Genomic DNA, 25,653 nt, shown 5'->3' with positions numbered 1-25,653 from the left:
GGGGAAACACATTGACTCAAATTATTCTAGCATCGGTGATTTTTTTAGTTACCCTCATATTGGTTATTTGGCAGCCAAGAGGGCTATCCATCGGCTGGTCAGCATGCGGCGGAGCCATCCTCGCTTTAATTGCTGGTGTGGTGGACTTCAATGATGTCATAGATGTTACATCCATTGTCTGGAATGCCACATTAACCTTTATTGCCATCATCATAATCTCTCTTATTTTAGATGAAATTGGGTTTTTCGAGTGGGCTGCTTTACATATGGCGAGAGCGGCAAAGGGCAGCGGAGTGAAGATGTTCATTTACGTTTCCATTTTGGGATCAGTTGTAGCAGCATTCTTTGCGAATGATGGAGCGGCACTTATTCTTACGCCAATCGTCCTTGCCATGGTGAGGAACCTTAATTTTAATGAAAAAATGGTTTTTCCGTTTATCATTGCGAGCGGATTTATTGCGGATACAACGTCCCTGCCATTGGTCGTCAGCAACCTTGTTAATATCGTCTCAGCTGACTTTTTTGGCATCGGCTTTGTGGAATATGCGTCCCGCATGATTGTTCCGAACTTCTTTTCACTGGGTGCCAGCATTTTGGTTTTATTCTTATACTTTAGAAAAAGCATACCAAAGAATTATGATTTATCCCATTTGAAGGAACCAGCGGAAGCAGTTAAAGACAGCAAAATGTTCCGATTGTCATGGATCGTTTTAGGCATCTTATTAATAGGTTATTTTGCAAGTGAATGGATTGGGGTTCCAGTTTCATTCATCGCAGGCATTATAACGATATTCTTCCTGATAATGGCGCGAAGAAGCCAGGCCGTGAATACACGCACTGTTATCAAGGGTGCACCATGGGCAATTGTATTCTTTTCAATAGGCATGTATGTAGTAGTCTATGGACTAAGAAACGCGGGTCTTACAAATGTATTGGCTGATTTAATTCAAATGACGGCTGACCAGGGACTATTTGCGGCAACGATCGGAATGGGATTTATTGCGGCCATCCTTTCCTCTGTCATGAACAATATGCCGACCGTTATGATTGACGCCCTGGCCATTGCTGATACGAATACAACCGGAATCATGCGTGAAGCACTTATATATGCGAACGTGATTGGATCTGATTTAGGGCCGAAAATCACGCCGATTGGGTCACTGGCAACCTTGCTCTGGCTTCATGTATTATCCTTAAAGGGAGTAAAAATCTCATGGGGAACGTACTTTAAAACAGGAATTGTATTAACCATTCCAACACTGTTCATAACTTTAGCTGGATTGTACATTTGGCTATTGATCATATAAAAAGGAGAATCTTAACATGACTAAAAAAACAATCTACTTCCTATGCACGGGCAACTCTTGCCGCAGCCAGATGGCTGAAGGATGGGCAAAGCAGCATTTAGGTGATGAATGGAATGTTTATAGTGCAGGCATTGAAGCACATGGTTTGAATCCTAACGCAGTAAAAGCAATGAAAGAAGCAGGCATTGATATCTCCAATCAGACCTCTGATATTATTGATCCTGAAATTCTAAATCATGCCGATTTGGTTGTAACGCTTTGCGGAGACGCAGCTGATAAATGCCCAATGACTCCTCCTCATGTAAAGCGCGAGCACTGGGGATTTGATGATCCAGCGAAAGCAGAGGGAACTGAAGAAGAAAAGTGGGCTTTCTTCCAGCGTGTCCGTGATGAAATTGGCGGCCGCATTAAGACATTTGCCGAAACAGGAAAGTAAATAATATACTAAAAACATCCAAAGGGAGGGAACAGATTTGATAATCACTGATAATGCCCGTGATGAATTAAAAAAAATGCTGGAAGAACAAAATGCCAGCAGCGTCCGCATCTTTTTTGACGGCTATGGCTGAGGACAGCCAAGAATAGGACTGGCTCTGGATGAGCCGGCAGCAGATGATATCATAGTCACAATCAATGAAATCAAAGTAGCAATCGACCCTATTATTGAACCTAACACCGAAGACCTTGTTTTAGAGAGAAGCGGAAACGGAAGCGGGATTTCGATGATCGGAAATACGGGAAGATGCTGTTAGGAGTGGGCCTTTAGGGCCCTTTTTTATTTGATCTAACCCATGCTCCTAAATAGATTATTCACATACATTATGGTAACTAGCATTTAGGAGTGAATGTTTTTGTATTATTCATATAATCCGTACGTGCATCACTATAGTTACAGCCATGTTAACCATCAGGCTTCCCGAAACAATCTGTTCAACAGAGTAAGAGCAAGCTTTTCCAAAGAGGAAGCAGCAGCCATTGCATTACTGTTAGGAATCGATTTTACAAAAAGCAGGTTTGATTTGAACGAATTCTGGATGGGCGTAAATGTAGAACTTGAACATGGGAAACAGTCAAGCCAAACAAACGTTACAGGAGATGACCCGCTTCTTACGGGTAAAATTGCATTGGCGCATCTTAACGAGTTTCCTGACTATTATAAGAGGTTAAAAGTTCTGGAATCAGAAGCTAAGGCCTATTGGAACAAATAAGATTGATAGTGTGCAAAACAAAAAAGCAATGCAGCCTCCAAAAGAGGATTGCACTGCTTTTTAACTTAACGTTCCGAAGTTTTTTCTGTCAAAAAGGTAATAGCCACAAACAGTGCAAAGGCCAGCAGAAGCAGGGTTCCGCCCACGATGAAGAAGACCAGAACAAAGGTATCCCCTAAATTAAATGGATTTAATGTGTACATCCACATTCCAATTGTCAATCCGAGTGCTCCTGCCATTCCAAGTATGCTGTGAATGGATACAAGCTTTTTATATTTTACGCGGTAAACTTTATAAAAGATTCCCCATGCAAATACGGAAAGCCATCCTACCAGCAGGATGTGGGCATGAATGGGCCTTAAAGAATAATCCATCTGCCCGGACATATGCGATCCAAGATAGGTTCCGATAATGCCAAAGATGGCTGCAAATCTTATTAATCTGATACTCCATTTTTGTTCCATAGTTTTTTATTCCTCCCGATGTTTCTCCCTAAAAAATGTGATGGTAAAAGTGGTTCCTTTGCCAGCCTGGCTGTCTGCCTTGATTTCCCCATTATGCAGCTCTATAATCTGTTTCACAATCGAAAGCCCAAGTCCTGTGCCATCTTTTTTTCTTGCTGTGTCGACCCGGTAAAAACGGTCGAAAATCTGGCTGATCGTATCCTCGGATATTCCGATCCCTGTGTCTTGAAAAACGACTTCAATGGCTGATTCAGTTTGAGACAGGCTGATCAAAATGCTTCCGCCATGAGAGTTATATTTTATCGCATTCGTCAGCAGGTTGTCCCAGATATTCACCAAAAGCTCTGGGTCCCCCTTAAAAATGACAGGCGCAAGCTTGTAGGAAACCTCAATTTCTTTTTCTTCCAACCGCCATTGATGCCTGCGGATGGTTTCCTTGATCTGATCATCCAATTTCACTTCCGAGAGCTTCATTGGGTACGATTTCTGGTCAAGGGAAGTCAAAAGCAAAAGCTGTTTAGTCAGGTTGGAGAGCCGCTTCGATTCCTGATCGATAATCTGGACATATTCGAAATGTTCTTTTGCAGACAGTTTCTGTGTCTGCAGAAGTTCAGCATACCCTTGAATATTCATAAGAGGGGACTGAAAGTCATGAGACACATTGTTGATGAATGACTTGCGTGCCTCGTCATTGTGCTGCAGCTGTTCCTGCATGCGGCTGAAGCTTTCCGCCAGCTGTCCGATTTCATCCCTGCGGGCAATATTCAATGGAAAGTTGAAATTCTCCCGTGTGATTTCCCTGGTTGCTTCCGTTAGCTTTGTGATTGGCTTAATGAGGTGCTTGGCGAACCAGATCACTCCGGTGATGCTGACAACGGCAATGGCGACAAAGAACCATGCGAAAATCATATGAATGTCCGAGAAAAGAAGCTTGTTATTCGGGCGAAGAAATAGCCCGTAATTCTGGTCGTTCATGGTAAAAGGGACGCCGACGGTATTTTCCAGATCGTTTGAAAAATGGCCCATCATCAAAAATTGGCCGGCAAAGCTATCCATACCATGATAAACTTCTTGATCGGCCAGCACTTTTGCAGCTTCCTCAGGCAGTTCGGTCTTATTGAACGGCTGTCCGAAGAATTCCCCTTCACCCGATTCCGTCACGATATAGAGCTGGTAGCCAAGCTTGCTCATGGAATTTAAGTAAGTTTCATAAGCAGGGCCAGAGGAATGCATATTCTCCAGGCCATTAGCGATTTCCTCTGCAATTACAACGTTTTGCCTGTCGATTTTCCCCTTTGTCGAAGTCATATAGACCCAATTGGTTAAACTGAACGAAAGCACGATGCTTATGGCTAAGATCACAAGTGTGGCTGCAATGAATTTCCGGTAGAGGGTTTTCATTTTATTTCCTCAAGCTTATACCCGATTCCGCGAACAGTCTGGATTTCAACGGTTGCACCGTATTTTTTCAAACGGTCGCGAATTCGGTTGATATGGGTATTTAAAGTCTGTTCGCTGCCCTCATAATCCGCTCCCCAAGCCTGATCGATCAATGCAGCCCGCTGGGTGATTTTATTTTTGCGTGCCGAAAGCAAGCTGAGCAGCTCAAATTCCTTTAATGGAAAAAGGATGGTCTCCTGATTGATTTCCACTTCAAAGCTTTTTCTGTCAATGAACAGGTTTCCGGCTTTGACGACTGTTTCCATCGCCCGCTCGGCTCTTCTTAACACCACGGCTACCCGGAAAAGGAGCTCCTTCACTTCAAATGGCTTTACAATATAATCTTCAGATCCGGATAAGAAACCCTGTTCTTTATCACCCAGCTGACCCTTCGCCGTTAAGAGTATAACAGGGATTCCGAAGTCATCTGTCAGAAGCCTGGTGAGTTCGAATCCGTTCATCCCAGGCATCATGACATCGACGACCGCTAAATCTGCGGTTTGTTCTTCTAAGAGTGCTAATGCTTCTTGTGCATTGCTTGCGCGCAGCACTTGATAGCCTTCATGATTAAGATGGATCGTGACGAGTTTCTGTATATTCACATCATCGTCTACGACAAGTATTTTCATATCAGGGCCTCCTCACAGGGGAATAGGGAGGGACCCTCTCTCTATTCCGAAATATTTTGCCGGGAAGTCTCCTTGTCTTTTTCAAAAAACAGAATTAATGCCGGAAGCAGCATTCCTCTAACAAGGAAGGTGTCAATCAATATTCCCATGGCAACGATGAATCCAAAAACGAATAGGTCCGCTATCGGCATGGTCATCAGGGCGGCAAATGTTGCAGCCAGAATGAGGCCAGCCGAAGAAATGACGCCTCCGGTATTCCGGATGGCAATTTCAAGTGCGTCTTTGACTCTATGTGTCTTCCTTTCCTCGATAAAGCGTGAAACAAGGATGATGTTATAATCTATCCCCAATGCTACAAGGAAAATGAAAGAATAGACAGGTACACGCGAACTGATGGATTCAAAGCCGAATAATACATCAACAAGGAATATCCCCAGTCCTAAAGCCGAGACGAATGAAAGCAGAATGGTTGCCATCATGTAGATCGGCATCCTGATGGATTTCGTGAGCGCAAATAACAGCGCAAGAATAAGGACCGTCTCAAGCAGAACAATTTTTATTATATCACCGTTATTGACATCCTGTTCATCCACTATTTTCGCAGTGACGCCGCTGTAGTAAGATTCAGCTTCCACACCAGCTTCTTTCAACAGCTCCGGTGTGTCTTCACGCAAATTTTCCATAAAGCTTATGGCTTCAGTTGAATAGGGATTAATGGATAATGCAACACTCATTTTGACAGCACTGCCGTCTTCTGAGAGTGCTGACAGGCGGACAGAAGCTATTTCATCAAACCCCTGCAGCTTTTCAGTTATCGCAGCAGAATCAGTTTCATCCAATTTTTGATCACTGACAACCAGAAGTGTAGAAGGTGCAAGTTCACCTTTATCAAATCTGGATTCGACTATTTCATAGCCGACACGGGATGGCAGGTCATCCGGAAATTTTTTAACCATATCAAATTCATAATCAAGGTTAAAGATATTAAGCGCTGTGATAAGCATAAAAATGCCGACCATTCCGCCTGAGAGGCCAGGCTTGTTCACCACGAATCTGGCAAGCGGCCCCCAGACTTTATGTTTAACTTCTGCTTCCGTTCCGTATTGAGGAACTTTCGGCCAAAAAGCCTTGCGCCCGAACAGGGTGAATAAAGCTGGAACCAGCGTAACGGATGCGAGCATGATAAAAAACATGGCTGTTCCAAAAATAGGAGCAAAGTTCTGGTAATCCCGGAAATCCGCGAAGAACAGAACCAGCATGGCAGCAAGAACGGTTCCGCCTGCAAAGAAAACAGGTTCGCCTGTTGCGCGCATCGCATGCTTCATCGCTTCATATTTGTTTTCGTAATGGTTGAGCTCCTCGCGGTAACGGGAGAAAACAAATAATGAATAATCAATAACAGCAGCAAACAGCAAAATACTCATGATCGAGGTTGTCTGGCTGTTAACCTCTAACCCGCCAGCACCCATGAAAGCTATACTCTGGTTTACAACCTGGTAGACAATCGCCGTTGCCAAAAGCGGGATGACAGCAAGCAATGGAGAACGGTAAATAGCTATAAGCAAAACAAGAATGATGAGAACGGTGGCAATCAGGAGAACAAAGTCCGCCTGTTCAAAAAGCTTGACCGTATCTCCGGCAATCCCGGCTGGACCAGTGATATAAAATGCAGTACTTTCAAGATCCTCTGCAATTTTACTTCCGACCTCTGAAGCATGGTCGTTGATCTCGGCATACTGGTCATTGCCAAGTCCGTTCTCAAGCTCCATCGGCACAATCATCGTGGACTTGTCTTCAGAAATGAAAGAACCCAAAGCTTGAGGCGGAAGCTTGCTGATATCAATAATCGTCTTGATTCCATCGATGTCCTCAAGCATGATTCCTTCTAATATCTGGTTTGCTTCTTCGATATCGACCTCGCCATTTTCATTATGGAAAACCAGGATGCCCGGAGTTCCTTGTTTGTTTGGAAAATATTCCTCTGTTTTATTTTCGGCAATAATGGATTTCGCCTCATCAGGAAGTGACTGGAAATTATTTGTTTTATAATCGCCAAGCTTCGGACCTGCACTTAAGCCAATCATTAGCACAAGCCAGGCGATAATGGTAATCCACATTCCCCGTTTGGTCGAAACCCAATCTGTAATTGAATGCAGCAGTTTTTTCACATGAATGCCTCCTTAACTTATTTCAATGCCTATCTTACAAAATGAAAATAAACTTAAGATCAACTTTTGTTTACATTTAATAAAAAGGTCTTTTATGCATGAAACTAACGATTTAAATGGAAAATACAATCATAAAGATGGCTAATTATAAGGAGATAAATAGGATGAAAACAGAATCAGCGCAATTGTTGCTGGATATGCAAAAAGGCTTTGACGCCCCTAATTGGGGGGAAGCGAAACAATTTCCAGGCTGAAAACAATGTGTTCCGCCTTCTGACGAATGGAGGAAACGGAATTGGCCTATTTTTCTATTCAAAGCATTTGTCTCTCCACCCAGAGTCACTCTTTATCATAAAAGTGAGCATGGAATTTCAATCAAAGATCTATTGGCTCCTAAAGAAGGGGAAAAGGTTTTTGCAAAGAATGTGACCAGTGCATTCATAGGCACCGAGCTTGAGATCCACCATCGACAGAGCGGGATCAAGTCTGTTGTCATCACCGGCCTGTCATCACAGGATTGTGTGTCAACTACATCCAGAATGCGCGGAAATCTTGGATTTGTTACCCATTTCGTTTCGGATTCGATTGCCGCTTTTGAAATCACAGATCATAGGGGACAGTCCATCCACCGGAGACGGTACAAGAATTGGAGCTGGCTGCTTGGCATAATGAGTTTGCAGTGATTGTGACGTCCGATGAAGTGATATGCCAGTTAACTTAAAGATATTCAAAAGCATATAAAAGATCAGTATAGAGACACTAACTATGTATGTTTTTAAAAAATATGGAGGTGTCTGTTACATGTTCTTTCACGTAAAGGAATTACAATATAGAGCAAAGCCAAGCAAGCCTGATCCTGTCTATGCCAAAAAGCTTCAAGAGGTATTGGGCGGACAATTTGGTGAAATATCCGTTATGATGCAGTATCTTTTTCAGGGATGGAACTGCAGGGGGGAGCAGAAGTACCGTGATATGCTGATGGATATCGGTACAGAAGAAATAGCTCACGTAGAAATGCTCGCAACCATGATTGCCCAGCTTCTGGATAAAGCGCCAGTGGAGGAGCAGGAGGAAGCTGCAAAGGATCCGATTGTTGCAAGTGTGATGGGCGGCATGAACGTACAGCACGCTATCGTAAACGGTCTTGGCGCAAGTCCTAACGATGCAGTGGGATTCCCATGGACTGCCCGTTATATCATTTCAAGCGGAAATCTTTTGGCAGATTTCAGAGCGAATTTGAATGCAGAATCACAAGGACGCCTGCAGGTCGTCAGGTTATATGAAATGACGGATGACCCTGGTGTCAGGGATATGCTTTCATTCCTGATTGCCCGTGATTCTTATCACCAGAATCAGTGGGCAGCAGCTATCGCTGAGCTGGAGGAGAAAGAAGGATTAGTGGTCCCAAGCACATTTAACAGAGAATATGAAAAATCGGATGTGGCTTATACTTTCATGAGCTGTTCTGAAGGTACAGAAAGCCAGATGGGGCGGTGGGCAAACGGTCCTTCCATGGATGGATTAGGGGAATTCAAATACGAAGCTAAGCCAGTAGCAACTGGACAAGCACCTGTACTTGAACCTGCACCAGGCTATATTCATGGTACGCCTCCTGTAAAATAATGCGAGTTGCTCCCGGGAGACTGGGGGCTTCTTTCTTATAAACATGTCTATCTTGAAAGGTGAGTGGCTTTACTATGCCAGTTAATGAGACGATCCTTCGTGTAACTATCTCGTTTTTAGTACTTTTCTTATTAGCCAGACTGATGGGACGGAAGGAAATTGGGCAAATGACCTTTTTCAACTGGGCTTCAGCTATTGGAATCGGGTCTATCGCAGGAAACCTAGCAGTGAATGAGAGTACCCGCATTAAAGATGGAGTAATTGCACTGTTCGTTTGGACGCTTTTCACCATCGCAATGGACATGATCGACCTTAAATCGAAACAGGGAAGGACAGTCACAACAGGTGAGCCATTAATAGTTATAAAAGCTGGCAAGATAATGGAAGGGGCACTTAAAATATCGAGGGTGGACCTTGATGAGCTACAGGCGTTATTGAGGCAAAAGGACATTTTTTCGCTTACCGATGTCGATTACGCAATCCTGGAGACAAACGGAGACCTGTCCGTTTTGAAAAAAGAAAGTAAACAGCCTGTTACGAAAAATGATCTAAATATTATGAGTCCAAAAAAGGATCTATTTCCTTTACCAACAGAAGTCATTTCTGATGGAAAGATCAATCCAGGGAATCTATCTAAATTACATTTAGACAAAAACTGGCTTGACAGAGAACTGCAAAAAGCAAATATCCAATCAGTTGAGAATGTGTTTTTTGCCCAGGTACAGCGGGATGGCACTCTTTATATTGATCGAAAAAACAAATAGAGAACAAAGCGGCTTTGTCCTCCTATTTGTTCTTTGTGATTTCAAGCAGACGATGAAAAGGGCATTTCGAGATCGTGGTGTTATCGTCGCGAAGAAAATATTGTTTCCATTCGAAATTGTCATCGGTGCCATAACTGTTCAGATCAGGGTGGATGGCGATACTATCATATTTTTGCAGCCGTTTGCGGATTTGATTTTTAAGCCGGGATGCTAATGTTTTCTTTTTCATAAACTCCTGCAGAACCCACCTCGGTGTGATGGCGAGCATCATCGTATCAAAATGCCGGCTCTGCCGATTTTTATGCGCAGGGGTGGCACAATAGACAAAGTACTTTTCTCCGTGAAAGCAAAATTCCCAAAGTGGATCATGCGGGTCTTTTGGGATTTCGTTTGGCCACTCAGCATTATCCATCTCAGATAACCCTGTAAGCTGCTCCCAAAAAAGCTGCTCATATTCCTCCAAACTCAAATAATCCCTTTTTTTGTAAAAAATGATCAGCGAAGTGTAGCTTCCGAATTCTCTTGAATGTACAGAGAATTCCTTCAGCAGGGCTGCGGTTTGCTGAATGGAGGCCGGATCCCTTGGGTCGTCCGCAAATCCGTATCGCAGCTGATTTTTTGCAAACCCGATAGTTGCAGGTATGCAGGGGAAAGGCCTCTCTTTATCCGTCATCTTTGTCAGAAATCTATCAAAAGCAATCTGCTGCCAATCTTCTAAACTGTGCATGCCGGAGGAGTTCGCAGTAAATAGACTATTGATGTTAGTCACCCCCTTTTGACTTCTACACTATATTCAAAATGGGATAAGACAGGTGAGTGTCCATGGGGAAAATGGGCGGACAGAGATGGTGACGGTAGGAGGCGTTGTGAGTTTGGCGGGGGATAGCGACGAGAAATAGGAGTGGGCTGGAGTTTGGCAGGCGTGGCGGGTGCATGGCGATGAAAAGGGATGGAGTAACGGGAAAATAGTAGTCATGCCGGATCATGACGACGGAAAAAGGTAGGGAAAAACTAGTATCCAATTAAGAAATGGCAGTTAATCAGAGAGAATAACGCCGATAAGGCCGCGGGCTAAAAATTCTCAAATTAATTTTAAATTCAAGGTTTATTCCAAAACGCGCACGGGTAAAGAGATGTGTTTAGGATGGAGCGGAAATATACATAAAGGATAAAAATTTAAGTACTTTAGGGGGAGAACATGAGTAATCAAATACGTCTTTTAGGGGAACAGATTTTAAGAGAGAAAGATATTATGGCGGAAAATCTGCATAGGGATCGAATGAACGGTGTGGAGATGACGGAATTGGAGAGAATGCAGGCTGACCAAATGGAAGCTCAGATCATTCGAATTCGTGCTGAGTTTATTGAATTGTTCGGTGAAGCATTGCTGAATCATGAGAATAAAGATAAAACGATGGAAAAGATAGAAAAATGGTGCAAGGAAACAGGGGAATATTTCTTTAAGCTTGGAATCCCTTTGGATGAAGCTTTAAAGGATGCGGGTTATTACAGGAGACATATCTGGAAAACATTAGAGAAGGCCATGTTGGAGCATGAGATGCCGGCAGCAGAGGTTTTTAAAGTTATCTATTTGATAGATCCCCTGCTGGATCATTCTATCCATTGCTTCAGCATGTCTTATGTCAAATACCATCAGGTAACACTCGAAAATGCAAAGCAGGCCTTCCTTGAGTTATCTGTCCCGGTTGTTCCGCTTTCAAAAGGAGTTGGCATCCTCCCGCTAATTGGCAACATTGATACAGAGAGAGCGCAGCTTCTGATGGAAGAAACGTTAAAACAATCTGCGAATCTTAAGCTGTCGCATTTAATTTTAGACATTTCAGGCGTGATGATTGTTGATACAATGGTGGCAGATCAGCTGTTTAAAGTAATTGAAGCACTCTCTCTGATTGGGGTAAAAACGATCATTACAGGAATCCGTCCGGAAGTGGCTCAGACGATAGTCACGCTGGGCATTAAGCTGAATGGTATTCAGGTGAAAGCCAATTTGTATCAGGCTTTTGAAGAACTGCATGGATGAGCATGAAATAAAGCAGAGGAATTCAAATTGAATTTACTCTGCTTTTTTGATTTTATAGATTGGGTTTTCGAGCCCAAAAATTTATATAGAGATTAGAAAGAGAAATTTCAACAGTCTCTTCACTTTCCAAATCAATCTCTGAAGAGTATAAATAGAAACTGAATTTCATCCCCATCCTTGTATTTTAAAGGGGCCGAGCCAGCGGGAAATAGATCAATTGTTTTACCCTGACAGGATGCTGTTGCTTTTGCCTGCAGTGTATCTGTATATCCATTATTATGTCTGTCGTGTTCAATTCCGGAAACCAGAGTCGCACTGCTGAAATTATAGTTACCACTGGAGCGGAAAATCACCTGATAATTTGACTTTGTGTCGATAAATACCTCTGAAACGTAAATCTTATTGTTTCCTTCCACATAGATAATCCTACCCTCATTTTTATCCAAATTGTTTAAGTTTATTTTGACAGTGTAATTCCCTTCAACAGGATATGCTTGAGCAAAAATATTCTCATCATCTGATATATCCTTTATTCCATGTATCCAGATTCCGAAGAATCCGGCTAACCAGAGGAAAAATGTTAAACCAAGTATGGCAATGAAATGATAAAAAGAGGAGACTTAAAATTCATTTCTTTCCCCCTAACCCTTTTAACTATAATGTTAACATAATTTTCCTTTTATGCTGGCATAAAATCTGGTTTTCCGCATAATAACCGTGTTAATTTTCCTCGCCGTGAATACAATGAATCAAACAGCACTTCAATGCATATTGAGGGGTGATGACATCATGTTTTCGGTAACGGGTATGCAGGGATTTGAAATGTTTTCGCTTATGCACCTTGTTACACTGATTCTTTTCTTTTTTACCGCCTGGTGGCTGGTGTATTACAGGCAGGCGTTAAGGGCCTATCAGAAAATTATTAAATGGTCGCTGTTTGGTGCACTGCTGGCTTGTGAAGTAACGCATCATATATGGCTGGTTCTGACACATCAGTGGGATGTGGCAGATCTGCCTCTCCAGTTATGCTCTTTGAGCACTTTCATTGCTCTTTACCTGTTTTTGAAGCCTAATAAAAAGGCTTTCTGGCTGCTGTATTTTATTGGTGCAATTCCTCCAATTTTAAGCATGGTGACACCTGATATGCTTTACCAATTTCCTCATTACCGCTACATCAAATACTTTCTTCATCATTCTGCAATTCCGCTCGCCGTATTATATTTTATTTTGTTTGAAGGATACAGAGTGCCTAAAAAAGCAGTGCTGACTGGCTTTTTAACGCTCAACGTAATTGCGGTGCCAGTCTTCTTTTTAAATAGGCTGCTTGGAACAAATTTCTTCTATTTGGCCAGCCCGACAGAAACTAAAACCCTGCTGTCGTTTTTCGGGAACGGTGTCTGGTACTATGTAACGCTTGAAGCTGCTGCACTGCTTGTCTTTTTTATTACTTATTTACCCATGCATTACATGCAGGCAGCTGAACAAAACAGGGTCCGCGGAAAATGAAAGCCTTAATCCTGCCGGGATTAGGGCTTTTTCTTTAAAACATATATAATTGTAAGTACATATTTATCAAAGCAGGAGGATTTATGCTGGCTGTAGATGAGCTTTACGGAGAATACAAGCTTGAAAGAGTAATAGAAGAAATAATCAACAGCAGGCCGGTGCAAAGGCTGAAAGGTGTACACCAGGGCGGCGCGGGCTATCTTGTCAATGAGAAATGGAATGTAACGAGGTACGAACATTCATTGGGCGTGATGCTGTTATTAAGGAAAATGGGCGGTTCTGTGGAAGAGCAAATTGCCGGTTTGCTTCATGATGTTTCTCACACTGCCTTTTCTCATGTGATAGATGGGGCTTTGGAAAATGAAGAAGAAGATTATCATGAACATATTTTTGAGCGTGTTGTCCTTGAATCTGAGATCCCTGCCATTTTAAAAAGGCATCATCTTGACTTTGAAGGTATCCTTTTTGGTGATTCACAATGGACTTTATTAGAGCAGCCCGCACCTGAACTTTGTGCAGACCGGGTGGACTACACGTTAAGGGATATGTACCGTTATGGTTATATTTCATTAGAAGAAGCGCATCATTTTCTGCAGCATCTGACAGTTGTTGATGGCAGGATGTACCTATCTGAAATTGGGGCTGCTGAGTGGTTTGTAAAAACTTATTATAAAGAAGTCATTGATTTCTTCATGGAACCCTTAAATATTTATGCCAATGACTTTTTTGCAAAGGTCCTAAAAAGATCTCTCGAAAAAAAACTTCTTCATCTGGATGATCTGCTTGGCAATGATGAAGAGGTATTAGTGAAAATGAGGGAATCAGGGGATCTGGAAGTGAAGCGTCTGCTTGAAAAAATTGATCATAAGGTCAGGACAGAAGAAAACAGGTCAGACTATGATATTCACTTCAAAGGGAAAATGAGATTGATTGACCCTTCCGTAATGATTAACAGCAAGCTGGTCAGAGCATCACAGCTGTCAGAAGAGGTTAAAAACAGAGGACAAAAAGCATATGAAAAAGCTAAAGAAGGTGTGTATATAAAAGTCTTATGAGAAATGAAGCCTTATCCCTGCTGGCGGACAGGAATAAGGCTTTTTCTTTTTATCGTTTATTCTGTTCCTTTTCTTTTTCATACTGCCGCTGCGGTGTCATTTTGGAAATGGCATCTTCAACAACTTCCTGTGCTTTCTGAGCATCCCGATCCTGTTTTTGTGCTTCTTCCTGAATGCGGTTTACATCCTGTGGAGTTTTTTCGCTCATATCATTTGCCTCCCTTTTTTCCAGTATGTTACTAATGTTTCCGTTTAAGAAGGAAATAAACAATCCGGAAGGAGATGAAACCAAAAGGCAGCTAAAACGTAAAATGATAGAGAGGGCTGAGAAGATGACAGATTTCATATTGATGTTTATCTTATTTATTCCTGTATACGGGGTGCTGATCTGGAGTTATGTTGATCCGGAAGAAAGCCTGCTGTGGGGAAAGCGGTGGATGTATAAGGAAGAGCCCGAGATATCGGAAGGTGCCATTCGTTATACAAAATTGATGTCTTTGGTCAGTATCATCCTTCTAACTGTAATCTTTGCAGTTGCTTTCATAGGCCTCTTTTAAGAGAACTCTCAGTCAGTCTGCATAAACAGTGGCCTGAGAGTACTGTTTTAATTTTATGTATAGACTTTCACCCATTTTAGCCCATTGAATTTAATTTCCTCCTCTGGCCAATCGTACGGTAAATCCGCATCAGTAATGACAAAATCAATAGACGAAAAAGGGCTGACATGGAAAAATGCCCTCTGATTGAGTTTTGAGGAATCGGCTGCCACATAAACCTGTTTAGATCTTTTTATCATGATGGAAGAGGCGGCAGCTTCATCAATAGTATAATCGCATATTCCATCGCGGTTCATTCCTCCACATGATATAAAGGCCTTGTCAAAGTAAAAGTGTTCCAGCATCTGATTAGTTAGTGAACCTGAGGTTGAGCGCTGCAGAGGATTCACGGTCCCGCCAATCAGAATGACCCTGCCATTGAACAGTTTATTTTCCATACGCGCATTTAATATTTCTGCAGCAGCCAGGGAATTGGTTACGATCGTTACATTTTCAACATTTTCAATCGAACCGGCAATATGAAGAGTTGTGGAGCCGACATCCAAAACGATAGTTTCCCCATCGGAAATAAAGCTTGCGGCAGCTTCACCAATTTTCTTTTTGATGGGAAGGCTTATGCCCATCCTTTTATTAAACTGCTGCTCCTTTTCTAAGCCAAAATAGCATATCGCTCCTCCATGAATTCTCCGCAATTTGTTTCTCTTCTCTAGCCGTCTCAAGTCACTCCGGATCGTTTCTGGCGTTACACTTAATGTTCTGGAGAGCTCCGCTACACTCACTTTATTTTTTATTTCTAATTCCCTGATAATTCTACTGTGCCTTTCCGCAGCGAACCCTTTTTTCATTGTTGGCAACCCCCGTCTTTCATGTTATGCATCATTATAGGGATGAAGTTTTAAAAATTGAGGTCAAAAATATTAATTTATTTAAAAGTTTTAAAACAGAAATGAAAACAAAAGAATACAAAGAGAGGAAAGTCCCGAATTTCATTCTTCCTTCCTATTAATCACCGATGAATAATAGAAAATCATTTTTTGTTTATCTTTTTGCCTTTGTTTTCTTTACTAAACAATCTATTGATATTAATACTGCTTTAATAGATTTACTCTAGGATTTTAACCGTAGGGGAAATTTTTTATCAATTCATGGAGGTAAGGCTGATGAAGAAAGAAAATGAAAGCAAAGGAATGGACAGAAGGGCATTTATTAAAGCGGGAGGAGCAGGGACACTAGCTTTAACCATGGCAGCGGCAGGTTTACCTGGAGACATATTCGAAAACAGGGTTCAAGCGGAAGAGATCAGTGAAAAGCTGGAAGGACCGAAGCTTTCCTTCAATTCCAATGGGAAATTTAAAGTTGTACAATTCAATGATACTCAGGATGATGAACGGATCGACAGGCGGACCATACAACTGATGGAAAAAGTGCTGGATTCTGAGAAGCCTGATTTTGTTGTTTTAAATGGTGACAATATAACAGGCGGCTGTGATACAGAATTAGAAATGAAGCAGGCTATGAATAATGTCGTCCAGCCAATGGAGCAAAGGGGAATCCGCTGGGCGGCTACGTTTGGAAACCATGATGAAGACTCAACTCCAAAGAGCGGCATGGATGAGAGTGATATGCTCAAGTTTTATATGAAATATAAGCATAATATGAACACACCTGGACAAAAAGGCCTTACGGGAACAGGAAATATGAATCTATTAATCAAAAAATCCAAAGGAAATAAGGCAGCATTTAATCTCTGGCTTTTGGACAGCGGCAGATATGCCCCTCAAACGATCGCCGGGCAGGATTTCAAGGGCTATCCAACATGGGATTGGCTGCGATTTAATCAGGTCAATTGGTATTATGAAAGATCAAAAGCAATAGAAAAGCATTATGGCTATAAAGTGCCTTCTCTTGTATTCATTCATATTCCTCTATGGGAGCACCGTTTTATGTGGTGGGGCAGTGTGGACGGCCGTACACAGGCAGGGCATGATTTGGCTGCTGCAAGACATCAAATTAATGGAGAGCGGAATGAAGATGAGTGCCCCGGCCCAATAAACAGCGGCTTGTTTACAGCCATGCTCGATAGAGGGGATGTGAAAGGAGTATTTTGCGGCCATGACCATATTAATACATATTGCGGAAACTACTATGGAATTCTGCTTGGATATGCCGGAAATACCGGTTTTGGCACTTACGGTCTTTCAGGCCCCGACAGAAACAGACTTCGGGGAGCGAGAGTATTTAATTTAGATGAAAATCATGATGGTGTTTTGGTCGATACACATATGGTTTTTGCCAAAGACTATGGTATTGATTTAACAGCCAACGACCAAAGTATTGATCCGCTGCCGCTGGAGAAAAAATAGGCTAAAGCAGGCCTCTGGTGTTAAAAAGAGACTGTGTTAAGAGGAGTCTGGAAAAATGGGAGAAGGAGTTTATAAATCATGAAAGATAATCGGACTGGACAAAAAGATGGAAATATATTTATTAAAGAAATGGATCGCCGTGCTTTTTTGCAGAAAACTACCTTAGCTGCCAGTGCAACAATTGGATTATCTCTTGCTAACTCTCTTAATTTAATTACAGCAAGTGCTGCCTCTTCTGCTTCGATCATGAACTCTGGAGGCAATAGTCCGGATTTAGTATTTCCGGTTATTAGTGACATTCATATCCATAACAGCAGCAATAAAACACTTGAAAAGTTTATAACAACTTTAGAACAGCTAAATAAGGCTATTCCGAAGCAGGATGCTTTTTTGGTTGTGGGAGATTTAACAGATTATGGATATGAATCCGAATACGATAAGTTTATGTCAGCTTATAATGTCCACAAACAGCCAGGTGCCGTTTCCATGTTTGCCATAGGGAATCATGACTATTGGAATGGCTTATCAGTAGCAGACGCCCAAAAGCGATTCCTAGAAAAAACAGGCATGGAATCTATTTACTATCACAAGGTAATCAAAGGCTACCATTTTATCATTCTGGGAACAGAAGATGGTTTAACAGAAGGCACTTTTTCCGTGGAACAAATTAATTGGCTGGGTGAGCAGCTGAAGATTGCGCATGAAGATGATTGGAAAAAGCCAATCTTTGTCTTTCACCATCAGCCGATTAAAGGGACTGTCTATGGAAGTGAATGGGGCTTTAATCAAAATAGAGACCTTTTTTACAACACTTTAAAAGAATATCCGCAAGTCATCTCATTTTCAGGACATACGCACTATCCTCTTGATGACCCGAGAATCATTCACCAGAAGGATTTTACTTCAATTGGAACCTCAACCGGTGCCTATTTGTGGCTGGACGCCGGCAGAATTCAAGGGGAAGTGCCTGAAGGTGCAGATGTCCTGAATCAGGCATTAATTGTGGAGGTGCATAATAATAAGGTGCTGATCAGACGCCGCGATATTCATCAGAATGATTGGACAGGAGAGCCATTTGAACTTAGCTATCCGGCAAATAAGCGGAAATTTTCTTACACAGAAGACAGGGATAAGAAAGCGCCTTTTTTTACAAAAGATGCGATGCTTTCCATTAATCATGAAATGACATCAGCCACTGGCATGGCCATTATGTTTACGCAAGCCAAGGATGACCTGCTGGTTCATGACTACAAGGTAGTGGCAAGACATGCAAATTCAGAGAAAGTCGTGAAGGAATTTCTTGCTTTCTCGGAATTCTATAAAGATCCTGTGCCAAACCCGTTAACGTTAACAATTGAAGGGTTACAGGCAAATACAGCCTATCAAATTGAGGTGCATGCACTGGATGCTTATGGGAATGTATGTAAGAAGCCTTTGAGAGCTTTAGGGAAGACGAAGACAATGGCTGCCGCAAATCCCGTTTGATAATGACGTTTAGTAACAATACTCTGCAGGAGGGATGAACATGCTGCAAAATATAGGTATACCTGGACTAATATTAGTATTAGTTATCGCACTTATCATTTTCGGACCATCGAAGCTGCCGGAAATTGGCCGGGCATTCGGCTCGACTTTGAGGGAATTTAAAAGTTCAACAAAAGAATTGCTGTCAGAGAACCAGGAAGACAGCAGCAAAACTAAATAATACAGCAGAAATGGGCCGACTATTTTGGAGTTGGCCCTATTTCGTGAAGATTTTTTGAAAAATATCTGTCTTCTTGTTTTTTCTTATATTCTTTGTAAAAAAAGGCGTTTGTTACGTCATCTAGTCTAGTAAAAATGGGGAAATCGGTCACTTTCGGAAGTATATCGGCCAGAAATTGAATATATCGGTCACTTTCACGGTATATCGGTAAATTTTTACGTATATCGGTCACTTTCAGGATATATCGGTCACTTTTCCAATATATCGGTCAGTTGCTTTAATGCCGGGCTTTTAATAAGGCAATTCTATCAAACTGAAAAATCAAAATGACAATTACATAATCTTAACAGAAATTTACATCCCATTAACCTATTTGGCTTGGCACCAAGTTATTCTAATAAAAAAGGCTATGAATAGGAGGAATGAAAATGAAAGCAGAGCTGCATTGCCATACGAATGTTTCTGATTGCCCGCTATCGATTGATGAGGTATTGAATCTTGCCATTGCCAATGAGGTTACACATTTGGCCATTACGAACCACGACACGACAAAAGGGCTGCAGGAAGCAATTGATCGTGGAAAGAGGTATGGAGTGGAGGTTATCCCCGGTATTGAAATTTCTGCTTTTGACTTTGACAGGGGACGCCGGGTGCACATTCTGGGCTATTTTATCGAACCAGGGCATAAGGCAATTGAATCGCTGTGCCAGCCGATTGTTGAGCGGAGGCATAAGCTCTCTTTTGAAATGGTTAAAAGGCTGATTTCAGCAGGGTACAGCATAACATGGGAGCACTGTCTGGAGCTTTCTGAAGGAGGAACCGGAGTTTATAAGCAGCATATCATGGCAGCTCTTATAGAGGCTGGATATGCTGATTCCATTTACGGATCCCTTTATAAAAAATTATTTAGCCGCGGTCAAAATGGAGAATCGCCAGGAGTTGCTTTTATCCCGATGGAATATGTGGATGCGCGGCTTGCTGTTGAGGCTATTCTTGAAGCAGGCGGTGTGCCCGTCCTTGCCCACCCTGGCCAATACGGAAATTTTGAAAAGGTGCCTGAGCTGGTTGAAGCCGGCCTGCAGGGGATAGAAGTCTGGCACCCCCTTCACAGCGGACAGCATGAAGAAATGGCTAGGAAACTGGCCATCCAATATGGATTAACCATGACTGGAGGTTCCGACTTTCATGGTGCCTACGGTGAGAAACCGGTTGTGCTGGGCAGCATGTCTCCGGGGGTGGAGAGAGTGCATGAACTGGCTGCGAGACGGCAGAGATTGAAAAGCCAGCGTTTATAGGGGTCACATTAAAAAAGGAGTGGGATATGCCCATGTCAATGATTTTTAAACCAAAAAAGGATGAAAAGCTCTCTGTTTCACCTGCTGTACATCATTCCAGCTTCATCATTGACAGCTATGCGGGAGAATGGACGTCAATCGGAGAAAGAAATAAAATTATCGAATCGAAATTTGGGGACTACACTTATACGATGGATGATGTAACAGTCAACTATACTGAAATCGGTAAGTTCTGTTCCATTGCTTCTCATGCATGCATTAATCCTGTTCAGCATCCGATGGACCGGGTGACCCAGCACCATATGACTTATCGGAAAGTTGACTATGGCTTCGGCGATCAGGATGATCATGAATTTTTTGATTGGCGCCGTACAAACCGGGTTAAAATAGGCCATGATGTATGGATTGGGCATGGTGCTATCATTATGAAGGGTGTCGAAATTGGCACAGGTGCAGTCATCGGTTCCGGTGCAGTCGTTACAAAGGATGTTAAACCCTATACAATTGCAGCGGGCGTGCCGGCAAAGCCATTAAAAAGAAGGTTTTCTGAAAAGACAGCTGAAAAACTGCTTGAAATTGCGTGGTGGGATTGGCCAAGGGAGAAACTTGAAGCCCATTTTGAAGAATTAAATGATACGGAAGCTTTTATCAGGAAATTTGGAAGTTAAATACAGACTTACAAAGACCCAGTTACCAAAAAGATTGGGTCTTTTTTATATTCATAAAAATATTACAATTACGTAACTTTCCATTTAAATTCATTCATTAGACTTAAATTGTTTCTGGATTTCGAAAGGGGCGCCGACTGTATGAGTGAAAAAATGATGCTGGTAGATGAGCTGATTACACAAATAAAGGAAGGGAAGTACAAACCGAATGAAAAGCTTCCTTCTGAGAATGAGCTTGCAGATCAATATAGGATTCCAAGAATGGTTGTACGGAAAGCGTATGAGCAATTGCAGGAACTGGGGTTCATTTTTTCAAAGCAGGGAAGAGGCAGTTATGTCCAAAATAGGAAGCAGCAGATTCCGCTGATTTTAACAGGGGATATCAGTTTTAGTGAAAAGATGAATGAGCTTGGGTTTGACTTCAGGTCGGAGAATATTTGCTGTGAAAAAATCCAGTTTGATTCTGAAGTCTTTCATGCGCTAAAAGTCGATCCGGAGGATGAAGTCTATAAAATCTCCAGGCTAAGAATAGTGGACGGCTGCCCGATTGCCTTGCACACATCCTATGCAGCCAAATCTGTTTTTCCCCAAATTGATAGAGATGGTCCTGGGATCAAATCTATTTTTCACTACTATAGATCCCATGGCTATAAAGAATTTACATCGGGCCAAAGCCAGCTGAGTGTGGTTTTCCCAATAGAGCCTGAACGGAAAATACTGCAATGCTCAAGTTTAATTCCGCTTTTGCTCCTGGAGTCCCTCTGCGTGGATAAGGAGACGGGAACAGTACTGGAATTCTCAAGAATCAAGTATAGAAGCGATTGCTTTACCTATTTAATTTAAACTGGCTTTGGTGCAAATATCAGGTTAATAAAACTCTTACATAATTTACACTTCTTTAACATCCGCCAGCTTGGCAACAAGATAGATTTAAGATGCAGAACAAAAACAGATGGAGGCCAAAAGGTGAAAAGAAAACAGCGTACAGAAATTTTGATTGAAGGTTCACATGAGTTGGCTAAATCATTAGCGAATGAGATTGAACAAAAATATTCAGTTTCTGTTTTACAGGAGCCGGAACATGGACTTGTGATGTTAAAGGTTCGGGAAACTTCCAGGAAAAGCCTGTTTCATTTAGGAGAAGTACTCGTCACAGAATGCAAGGCTAAGGTGGAAGGGAAGATCGGCATTGGGATTGTGAAAGGAGATCACCCGGATTTGGCTTATCATCTTGCCGTGATTGACGCGGCATTTCTCGGGGATCTTCCCGAGATCAAACCATGGGCCGGGATACTCGAAATTGAAAAATACTATATAGATCAAAAAAGAAAAGCAAAGAATGAAGAAATTTTAAGAACAAAAGTCAGCTTTGAGACGATGGATGTTTAATAGAAGGAGGTACAGGGGTTGAAATTAGATGTTGTTCATGACCTGCAAGCTGTATATAGAAAATTGGTCGATAGCTCTTCAAGGCCAGGGCTGATATCAGACCTAGGCAAGGAGGCTGCGCTGCTGGACGGAGAGAATCCAGCAGGCTGCTCCAGCTCAATTTTACTGCTGGCATTAACGCTGCTTGATCCTGAGGTTACGTTTAAAGTATACGGCGGTGATGCTGAAGCACTTGAAAAGGAAATAAATCAATTAACCTTTGCAAAAGCGGTTCAGGCAGACAAGGCCGATTATTTAATTCTCCTGAAGGATGCCGGGGCAGGGTCTCTGGAACATGCCATTGAAATGGCGAATCCGGGAACGTTCATAAATCCGCACAAATCCGCAATGATTATAGCAGAAACAGGGATGATTACTGAAGGGAACAAACTGCTATTAAGTGGACCTGGTATTCAAACAAGCACAGGAATCAATATAGAACTGGCTGGAAATTGGATTGTAAATCGCAATGAAAAAAATAAGGAGTATCCAACAGGGGTCGACCTGGTATTCGTGGACCGAAATCATCAGCTTTTATCATTGCCAAGAACGACTCAAATAACAGAAAGCAGGGAGGTGGAAAAACAATGGGTTATGTAGCAGTAAAAGGCGGGACACAGGCCATTGAAGAGTCGAGTAAACGCTTGAAATATGAAAGGCTTCACAAGGAGCAGGTGCTTGAGACCGGGCAGATTGAAGGCGGTATGAGAGGCTTAATCGATCAGGTGATGTCAGAAAGCAGCCTTTATGATGAAAAGCTTGCCGCATTAGCGATTAAGCAGGCAGAAGGAAATCCGGAAGAAGCGGTATTCCTGCTACGCGCATACCGCTCAACCCTGCCGAGAAAGCACTCTTCTCAAATCATTGAAACCGGGGAGATGAAGGTGGAACGCCGGATTTCAGCCAGTTTCAAGGACATTCCGGGCGGTCAGATCCTTGGCGCTACAACCGATTATACCCACCGCCTCCTGGATTTCAATCTAATGAAGGAAACGGAAGAGTCGGTTAGCGAATGGCTGTCAAATTATGCTTTGGAAAATAGGACAATTGAAATGCTGCAGCATGCACCTGAATTTGTACTGCCAAAAGTGCTGGATTATTTGAGGAAAGAAGGACTGATACCTCCTCTCGAAAACAATGATGCTAAGCCTGATGATGTGACGAGGGAAAGTCTTGAGTTTCCATCAAGCCGAAGCCAGCGCCTGCAAATTCTGACAAGAGGGGAGACTGGAGCTGTTACTTCACTCGCCTATGCGGTCATCAGAGGGTATGGCGCTTTGCATCCGACTGTTGGTGAGCTAAGAGTAGGAAGCCTGCCAATATATGTGGGCCATCCGAATGAAGAGGGCAATGACGAAGAAGAATATTACATTGGTGATATCAAAACAACAGAAGCAGAAATGCTGATGCCGTTCATGGCAGAAAAGGAAAAAGGCAAGAAGGAATTGGAGTTTGAAATCGGATATGGATTGTGTTTCGGACAGAATGAGACGAAAGCGATCGCCATGGGCATTCTCGATAATTGCCTCGAGCATCCTGATAATAGCTTCCCCAGCCATAATGAGGAATTTGTCCTCCTCCATATTGATTCTGTGGAGTCAACCGGCTTTATATCACACTTGAAGATGCCGCATTATGTAACCTTCCAGTCGAAGCTAGACAGTGTGAGAAAGACAAAAGCGAAAGCAGAAGAACAGGAAGAGGTGCAAGCATATGAATAACGCCTATAATTTTGCTTTCTTTGACGAAGGCTCGAAGCGGGAGATTAGAAGAGCCACTTTAAAAGCGATTGCCATCCCGGGTTATCAGGTACCATTTGCATCAAGGGAAATGCCGATTGGAAGGGGCTGGGGGACAGGAGGCCTGCAGCTGACACTCTCACTGATCGGGAAAGAGGATGTATTGAAGGTCATCGATCAGGGATCTGATGAATCTGTCAATGCAGTCAGCATCAAAAAGCTAGTAAAGGATACAACTGGTGTCCAAATAACGGACCATACCTCTCAGGCAACCATTATCCAATCACGTCACAGAATTCCTGAGGTGCCGCTGAGAACGGACCAAATCCTTGTTTTGCAGGTGCCGCTTCCTGAACCGTTACGGTATTTTGAACCGAGTGAGCATGAGACAAAAAAGCTGCATTCTGAAAAAGAATACAGCGGTGCCTGGCTTATGCTATTCGAACAGATAATGAAATACGGAAGCATGACAACAGGTGCAGATCATCCGGTCATGGTTCACGGCCGCTATGTAATGGCACCAAGCCCGATCCCTCGCTTTGATAATCCGAAAATGGATGAAAACGAAGCACTTATTTTGCTGGGAGCAGGACGGGAAAAGAAGATATATGCAGTTCCACCCTATACTAGGATTGTTTCCCTCGATTTTGAAGATTATCCGTTTGAAGGGGAAAGCTTTCATGATAAATGCTGCAGATTATGCGGGTCTGAGGGAGTGTTCCTTGACGAACTGATTGATGAGGCAACGGGAGAGACGTTTTACCAATGCAATGATACCAGCTATTGCTGTGAAATTTTAAACGAAGCTGAAAAGGCAGGAGTGAATTAAATGACTGAATTTGAGGTTCCGGTGTTATCTATTAAAAACTTAAACAAGCAATTCGGTCCTGGCTGTGATCATTGCAGGAACCCTGAGCCTTTGACCCTGATCAAAAATTACTGCAGTGTGTGCGGAACGGTGTATGCGTGCAGGGATGTGTCCTTCGATGTCTACCCGGGAGAGGTGCTTGGGATTGTAGGGGAAAGCGGAAGCGGCAAGTCCACTTTAATGCAATGCCTGTACTTTGACCAGGAAACGACCTCAGGGGAAGCTTATATTTCTTCCTATCAGAATGGGATGAAGAATCTTTTTAATGAGTCTTCCCAGCAAAAACGGTATATCCGCAACCATTTAATGGGGAAAGTCTATCAAAACCCTTTATTGGGATTGAAAATCGACTTTTCTTCGATTGGAAATATTGCCGAAAAGTTGATTGCAGCCGGCAGCAGGAATGTGGGAATGATGGAAGCCAGGGGATCAGAATTGCTCAGCAAGGTGAATATTCCTGTCCATCGCCGAAAAGAAGCTCCAAAGAATTTTTCCGGAGGAATGCAGCAGCGTGTGCAGATTGCTAAGGCTCTTTCTAATCAGCCGCCGATTCTCCTTTTGGATGAGGTTACGACGGGATTGGATCTATCCGTACAGGCTAGCGTTTTGGATTTGATTAAGAGCCTGCAGCGGGAAATGAATATTAGCATTGTGCTGGTTTCACATGATTTGGGTGTTATTCGGATGCTGGCGGACAGAACTTTGGTCATGCTGGAGGGACAGGTCATTGAACAGGGGCTGACAGATCAAATACTTGAAGACCCTCAAGCTCCATTTACTCAAAGCTTGGTTCATTCGCTTCTTTAAGGCAACGGAAAAAATCTC

The 25,653-nt window shown here is 42.6% G+C and carries 29 protein-coding genes; 21 read left to right on the top strand and 8 right to left on the bottom strand.

What is annotated here, in order from left to right; all coding sequences use genetic code 11:
• Positions 1–11 precede the first annotated feature (11 nt).
• The 3 genes from ACEQ1T_RS11495 to ACEQ1T_RS11485 all read left to right on the top strand — a co-directional run bounded on the left by ACEQ1T_RS11495 (position 12) and on the right by ACEQ1T_RS11485 (position 2,515).
• Complete coding sequence (locus ACEQ1T_RS11495; RefSeq protein ID WP_370223004.1) at positions 12–1,307, top strand: arsenic transporter; 1,296 nt, start codon at positions 12–14, stop codon at positions 1,305–1,307.
• 16 nt (positions 1,308–1,323) lie between these two features.
• Positions 1,324–1,743: an arsenate reductase (thioredoxin) gene (gene arsC, locus ACEQ1T_RS11490; protein WP_370223003.1), complete on the top strand. Its 420-nt coding sequence runs from the start codon at positions 1,324–1,326 to the stop codon at positions 1,741–1,743.
• Positions 1,744–2,152: 409 nt separating this feature from the next.
• Entirely contained in the window at positions 2,153–2,515 is a 363-nt protein-coding gene (locus ACEQ1T_RS11485) for a DUF5661 family protein (protein WP_251264280.1), read from the top strand.
• Between the two features lie 65 nt (positions 2,516–2,580).
• Here the strand turns inward: ACEQ1T_RS11485 and ACEQ1T_RS11480 are convergent, their stop codons facing one another.
• The 4 genes from ACEQ1T_RS11480 to ACEQ1T_RS11465 are packed head-to-tail and all read right to left on the bottom strand — an operon-like array spanning position 2,581 to position 7,216.
• Positions 2,581–2,979: a hypothetical protein gene (locus tag ACEQ1T_RS11480; RefSeq protein ID WP_071155637.1), complete on the bottom strand. Its 399-nt coding sequence runs from the start codon at positions 2,977–2,979 to the stop codon at positions 2,581–2,583.
• Between the two features lie 6 nt (positions 2,980–2,985).
• The gene (locus tag ACEQ1T_RS11475; RefSeq protein ID WP_370223001.1) at positions 2,986–4,380 is read right to left on the bottom strand and encodes a sensor histidine kinase; all 1,395 of its coding nucleotides are present in this window, start codon (positions 4,378–4,380) and stop codon (positions 2,986–2,988) included.
• A complete protein-coding gene (locus ACEQ1T_RS11470) occupies positions 4,377–5,048 on the bottom strand; it encodes a response regulator transcription factor (protein WP_370223000.1) in 672 nt (223 codons plus the stop codon). The genes ACEQ1T_RS11475 and ACEQ1T_RS11470 overlap by 4 nt, the downstream gene beginning before the upstream one ends.
• 41 nt (positions 5,049–5,089) lie before the next feature.
• Positions 5,090–7,216, bottom strand: coding sequence for an MMPL family transporter (locus ACEQ1T_RS11465; RefSeq protein WP_370222999.1), 2,127 nt, complete (start codon positions 7,214–7,216; stop codon positions 5,090–5,092).
• 302 nt (positions 7,217–7,518) lie between these two features.
• On the opposite strand from ACEQ1T_RS11465, the gene ACEQ1T_RS11460 reads away from it, so the two are divergent.
• From ACEQ1T_RS11460 to ACEQ1T_RS11450, 3 genes are all read left to right on the top strand, one after another.
• Complete coding sequence (locus ACEQ1T_RS11460; protein ID WP_370223037.1) at positions 7,519–7,899, top strand: isochorismatase family protein; 381 nt, start codon at positions 7,519–7,521, stop codon at positions 7,897–7,899.
• Positions 7,900–8,017: 118 nt separating this feature from the next.
• Positions 8,018–8,839 carry a manganese catalase family protein gene (locus tag ACEQ1T_RS11455; protein ID WP_370222997.1) on the top strand — a complete coding sequence of 274 codons (822 nt, stop codon included), beginning with the start codon at positions 8,018–8,020 and terminating at the stop codon, positions 8,837–8,839.
• 74 nt (positions 8,840–8,913) lie between these two features.
• Positions 8,914–9,603, top strand: coding sequence for a DUF421 domain-containing protein (locus tag ACEQ1T_RS11450; protein WP_206844657.1), 690 nt, complete (start codon positions 8,914–8,916; stop codon positions 9,601–9,603).
• Between the two features lie 22 nt (positions 9,604–9,625).
• On the opposite strand, the gene ACEQ1T_RS11445 is transcribed toward ACEQ1T_RS11450, so the two are convergent.
• Positions 9,626–10,363, bottom strand: coding sequence for a YqcI/YcgG family protein (locus tag ACEQ1T_RS11445; RefSeq protein WP_370223035.1), 738 nt, complete (start codon positions 10,361–10,363; stop codon positions 9,626–9,628).
• Between the two features lie 438 nt (positions 10,364–10,801).
• Between ACEQ1T_RS11445 and ACEQ1T_RS11440 the strand changes: the two genes are divergently transcribed.
• Entirely contained in the window at positions 10,802–11,644 is an 843-nt protein-coding gene (locus tag ACEQ1T_RS11440; protein ID WP_370222996.1) for an STAS domain-containing protein, read from the top strand.
• A 131-nt stretch (positions 11,645–11,775) separates the two neighbouring features.
• Here ACEQ1T_RS11440 and ACEQ1T_RS11435 read toward each other — a convergent pair whose 3' ends face one another.
• Positions 11,776–12,060: a hypothetical protein gene (locus tag ACEQ1T_RS11435; RefSeq protein ID WP_370222994.1), complete on the bottom strand. Its 285-nt coding sequence runs from the start codon at positions 12,058–12,060 to the stop codon at positions 11,776–11,778.
• Positions 12,061–12,433: 373 nt separating this feature from the next.
• Here ACEQ1T_RS11435 and ACEQ1T_RS11430 point away from each other — a divergent pair, with 373 nt between their 5' ends.
• Together ACEQ1T_RS11430 and ACEQ1T_RS11425 are read left to right on the top strand one after the other, a co-directional pair.
• Positions 12,434–13,150 (top strand): TIGR02206 family membrane protein, encoded by a 717-nt coding sequence (locus ACEQ1T_RS11430; RefSeq protein WP_370222993.1) that lies wholly within the window; start codon positions 12,434–12,436, stop codon positions 13,148–13,150.
• Positions 13,151–13,233: 83 nt separating this feature from the next.
• Positions 13,234–14,205 (top strand): HD domain-containing protein, encoded by a 972-nt coding sequence (locus ACEQ1T_RS11425; protein ID WP_370222992.1) that lies wholly within the window; start codon positions 13,234–13,236, stop codon positions 14,203–14,205.
• Positions 14,206–14,254: 49 nt separating this feature from the next.
• Here the strand turns inward: ACEQ1T_RS11425 and ACEQ1T_RS11420 are convergent, their stop codons facing one another.
• Entirely contained in the window at positions 14,255–14,413 is a 159-nt protein-coding gene (locus ACEQ1T_RS11420; protein ID WP_370222990.1) for a hypothetical protein, read from the bottom strand.
• A 124-nt stretch (positions 14,414–14,537) separates the two neighbouring features.
• Here ACEQ1T_RS11420 and ACEQ1T_RS11415 point away from each other — a divergent pair, with 124 nt between their 5' ends.
• Positions 14,538–14,762 (top strand): hypothetical protein, encoded by a 225-nt coding sequence (locus tag ACEQ1T_RS11415; protein WP_370222989.1) that lies wholly within the window; start codon positions 14,538–14,540, stop codon positions 14,760–14,762.
• Positions 14,763–14,815: 53 nt separating this feature from the next.
• Here ACEQ1T_RS11415 and ACEQ1T_RS11410 read toward each other — a convergent pair whose 3' ends face one another.
• The gene (locus ACEQ1T_RS11410; protein WP_370222988.1) at positions 14,816–15,607 is read right to left on the bottom strand and encodes a DeoR/GlpR family DNA-binding transcription regulator; all 792 of its coding nucleotides are present in this window, start codon (positions 15,605–15,607) and stop codon (positions 14,816–14,818) included.
• A 315-nt stretch (positions 15,608–15,922) separates the two neighbouring features.
• On the opposite strand from ACEQ1T_RS11410, the gene ACEQ1T_RS11405 reads away from it, so the two are divergent.
• The 11 genes from ACEQ1T_RS11405 (at position 15,923) to ACEQ1T_RS11355 (ending at position 25,635) form a co-directional block, all read left to right on the top strand.
• Positions 15,923–17,125 (top strand): metallophosphoesterase family protein, encoded by a 1,203-nt coding sequence (locus ACEQ1T_RS11405; protein WP_370222987.1) that lies wholly within the window; start codon positions 15,923–15,925, stop codon positions 17,123–17,125.
• Between the two features lie 78 nt (positions 17,126–17,203).
• Complete coding sequence (locus ACEQ1T_RS11400) at positions 17,204–18,610, top strand: metallophosphoesterase (RefSeq protein WP_370222985.1); 1,407 nt, start codon at positions 17,204–17,206, stop codon at positions 18,608–18,610.
• Between the two features lie 40 nt (positions 18,611–18,650).
• Complete coding sequence (locus ACEQ1T_RS11395) at positions 18,651–18,830, top strand: twin-arginine translocase TatA/TatE family subunit (protein ID WP_053435217.1); 180 nt, start codon at positions 18,651–18,653, stop codon at positions 18,828–18,830.
• Positions 18,831–19,258: 428 nt separating this feature from the next.
• Positions 19,259–20,125, top strand: coding sequence for a PHP domain-containing protein (locus tag ACEQ1T_RS11390; protein ID WP_370222984.1), 867 nt, complete (start codon positions 19,259–19,261; stop codon positions 20,123–20,125).
• Between the two features lie 32 nt (positions 20,126–20,157).
• The gene (locus tag ACEQ1T_RS11385) at positions 20,158–20,793 is read left to right on the top strand and encodes a DapH/DapD/GlmU-related protein (RefSeq protein WP_206844681.1); all 636 of its coding nucleotides are present in this window, start codon (positions 20,158–20,160) and stop codon (positions 20,791–20,793) included.
• Positions 20,794–20,934: 141 nt separating this feature from the next.
• Complete coding sequence (locus tag ACEQ1T_RS11380; RefSeq protein WP_206844682.1) at positions 20,935–21,636, top strand: GntR family transcriptional regulator; 702 nt, start codon at positions 20,935–20,937, stop codon at positions 21,634–21,636.
• Between the two features lie 123 nt (positions 21,637–21,759).
• A complete protein-coding gene (gene phnG, locus ACEQ1T_RS11375) occupies positions 21,760–22,182 on the top strand; it encodes a phosphonate C-P lyase system protein PhnG (protein WP_206844683.1) in 423 nt (140 codons plus the stop codon).
• 18 nt (positions 22,183–22,200) lie between these two features.
• Positions 22,201–22,821 (top strand): phosphonate C-P lyase system protein PhnH, encoded by a 621-nt coding sequence (phnH, locus tag ACEQ1T_RS11370; protein ID WP_370222983.1) that lies wholly within the window; start codon positions 22,201–22,203, stop codon positions 22,819–22,821.
• Positions 22,809–23,942, top strand: a complete 1,134-nt coding sequence (locus tag ACEQ1T_RS11365) for a carbon-phosphorus lyase complex subunit PhnI (protein WP_370222981.1) — start codon at positions 22,809–22,811, stop codon at positions 23,940–23,942. The genes phnH and ACEQ1T_RS11365 overlap by 13 nt, the downstream gene beginning before the upstream one ends.
• The gene (locus tag ACEQ1T_RS11360; protein ID WP_370222980.1) at positions 23,935–24,789 is read left to right on the top strand and encodes an alpha-D-ribose 1-methylphosphonate 5-phosphate C-P-lyase PhnJ; all 855 of its coding nucleotides are present in this window, start codon (positions 23,935–23,937) and stop codon (positions 24,787–24,789) included. The genes ACEQ1T_RS11365 and ACEQ1T_RS11360 overlap by 8 nt, the downstream gene beginning before the upstream one ends.
• The gene (locus tag ACEQ1T_RS11355) at positions 24,790–25,635 is read left to right on the top strand and encodes an ATP-binding cassette domain-containing protein (RefSeq protein ID WP_370222979.1); all 846 of its coding nucleotides are present in this window, start codon (positions 24,790–24,792) and stop codon (positions 25,633–25,635) included.
• Positions 25,636–25,653: the final 18 nt, after the last annotated feature.

This window comes from Cytobacillus sp. (assembly GCF_964223445.1).
In the GTDB taxonomy this organism is placed as follows: domain Bacteria; phylum Bacillota; class Bacilli; order Bacillales; family Cytobacillaceae; genus Cytobacillus.
The sequence above is the reverse complement of the archived record's forward strand: the minus strand, read 5'-3'. Positions and strand labels throughout refer to the sequence as shown.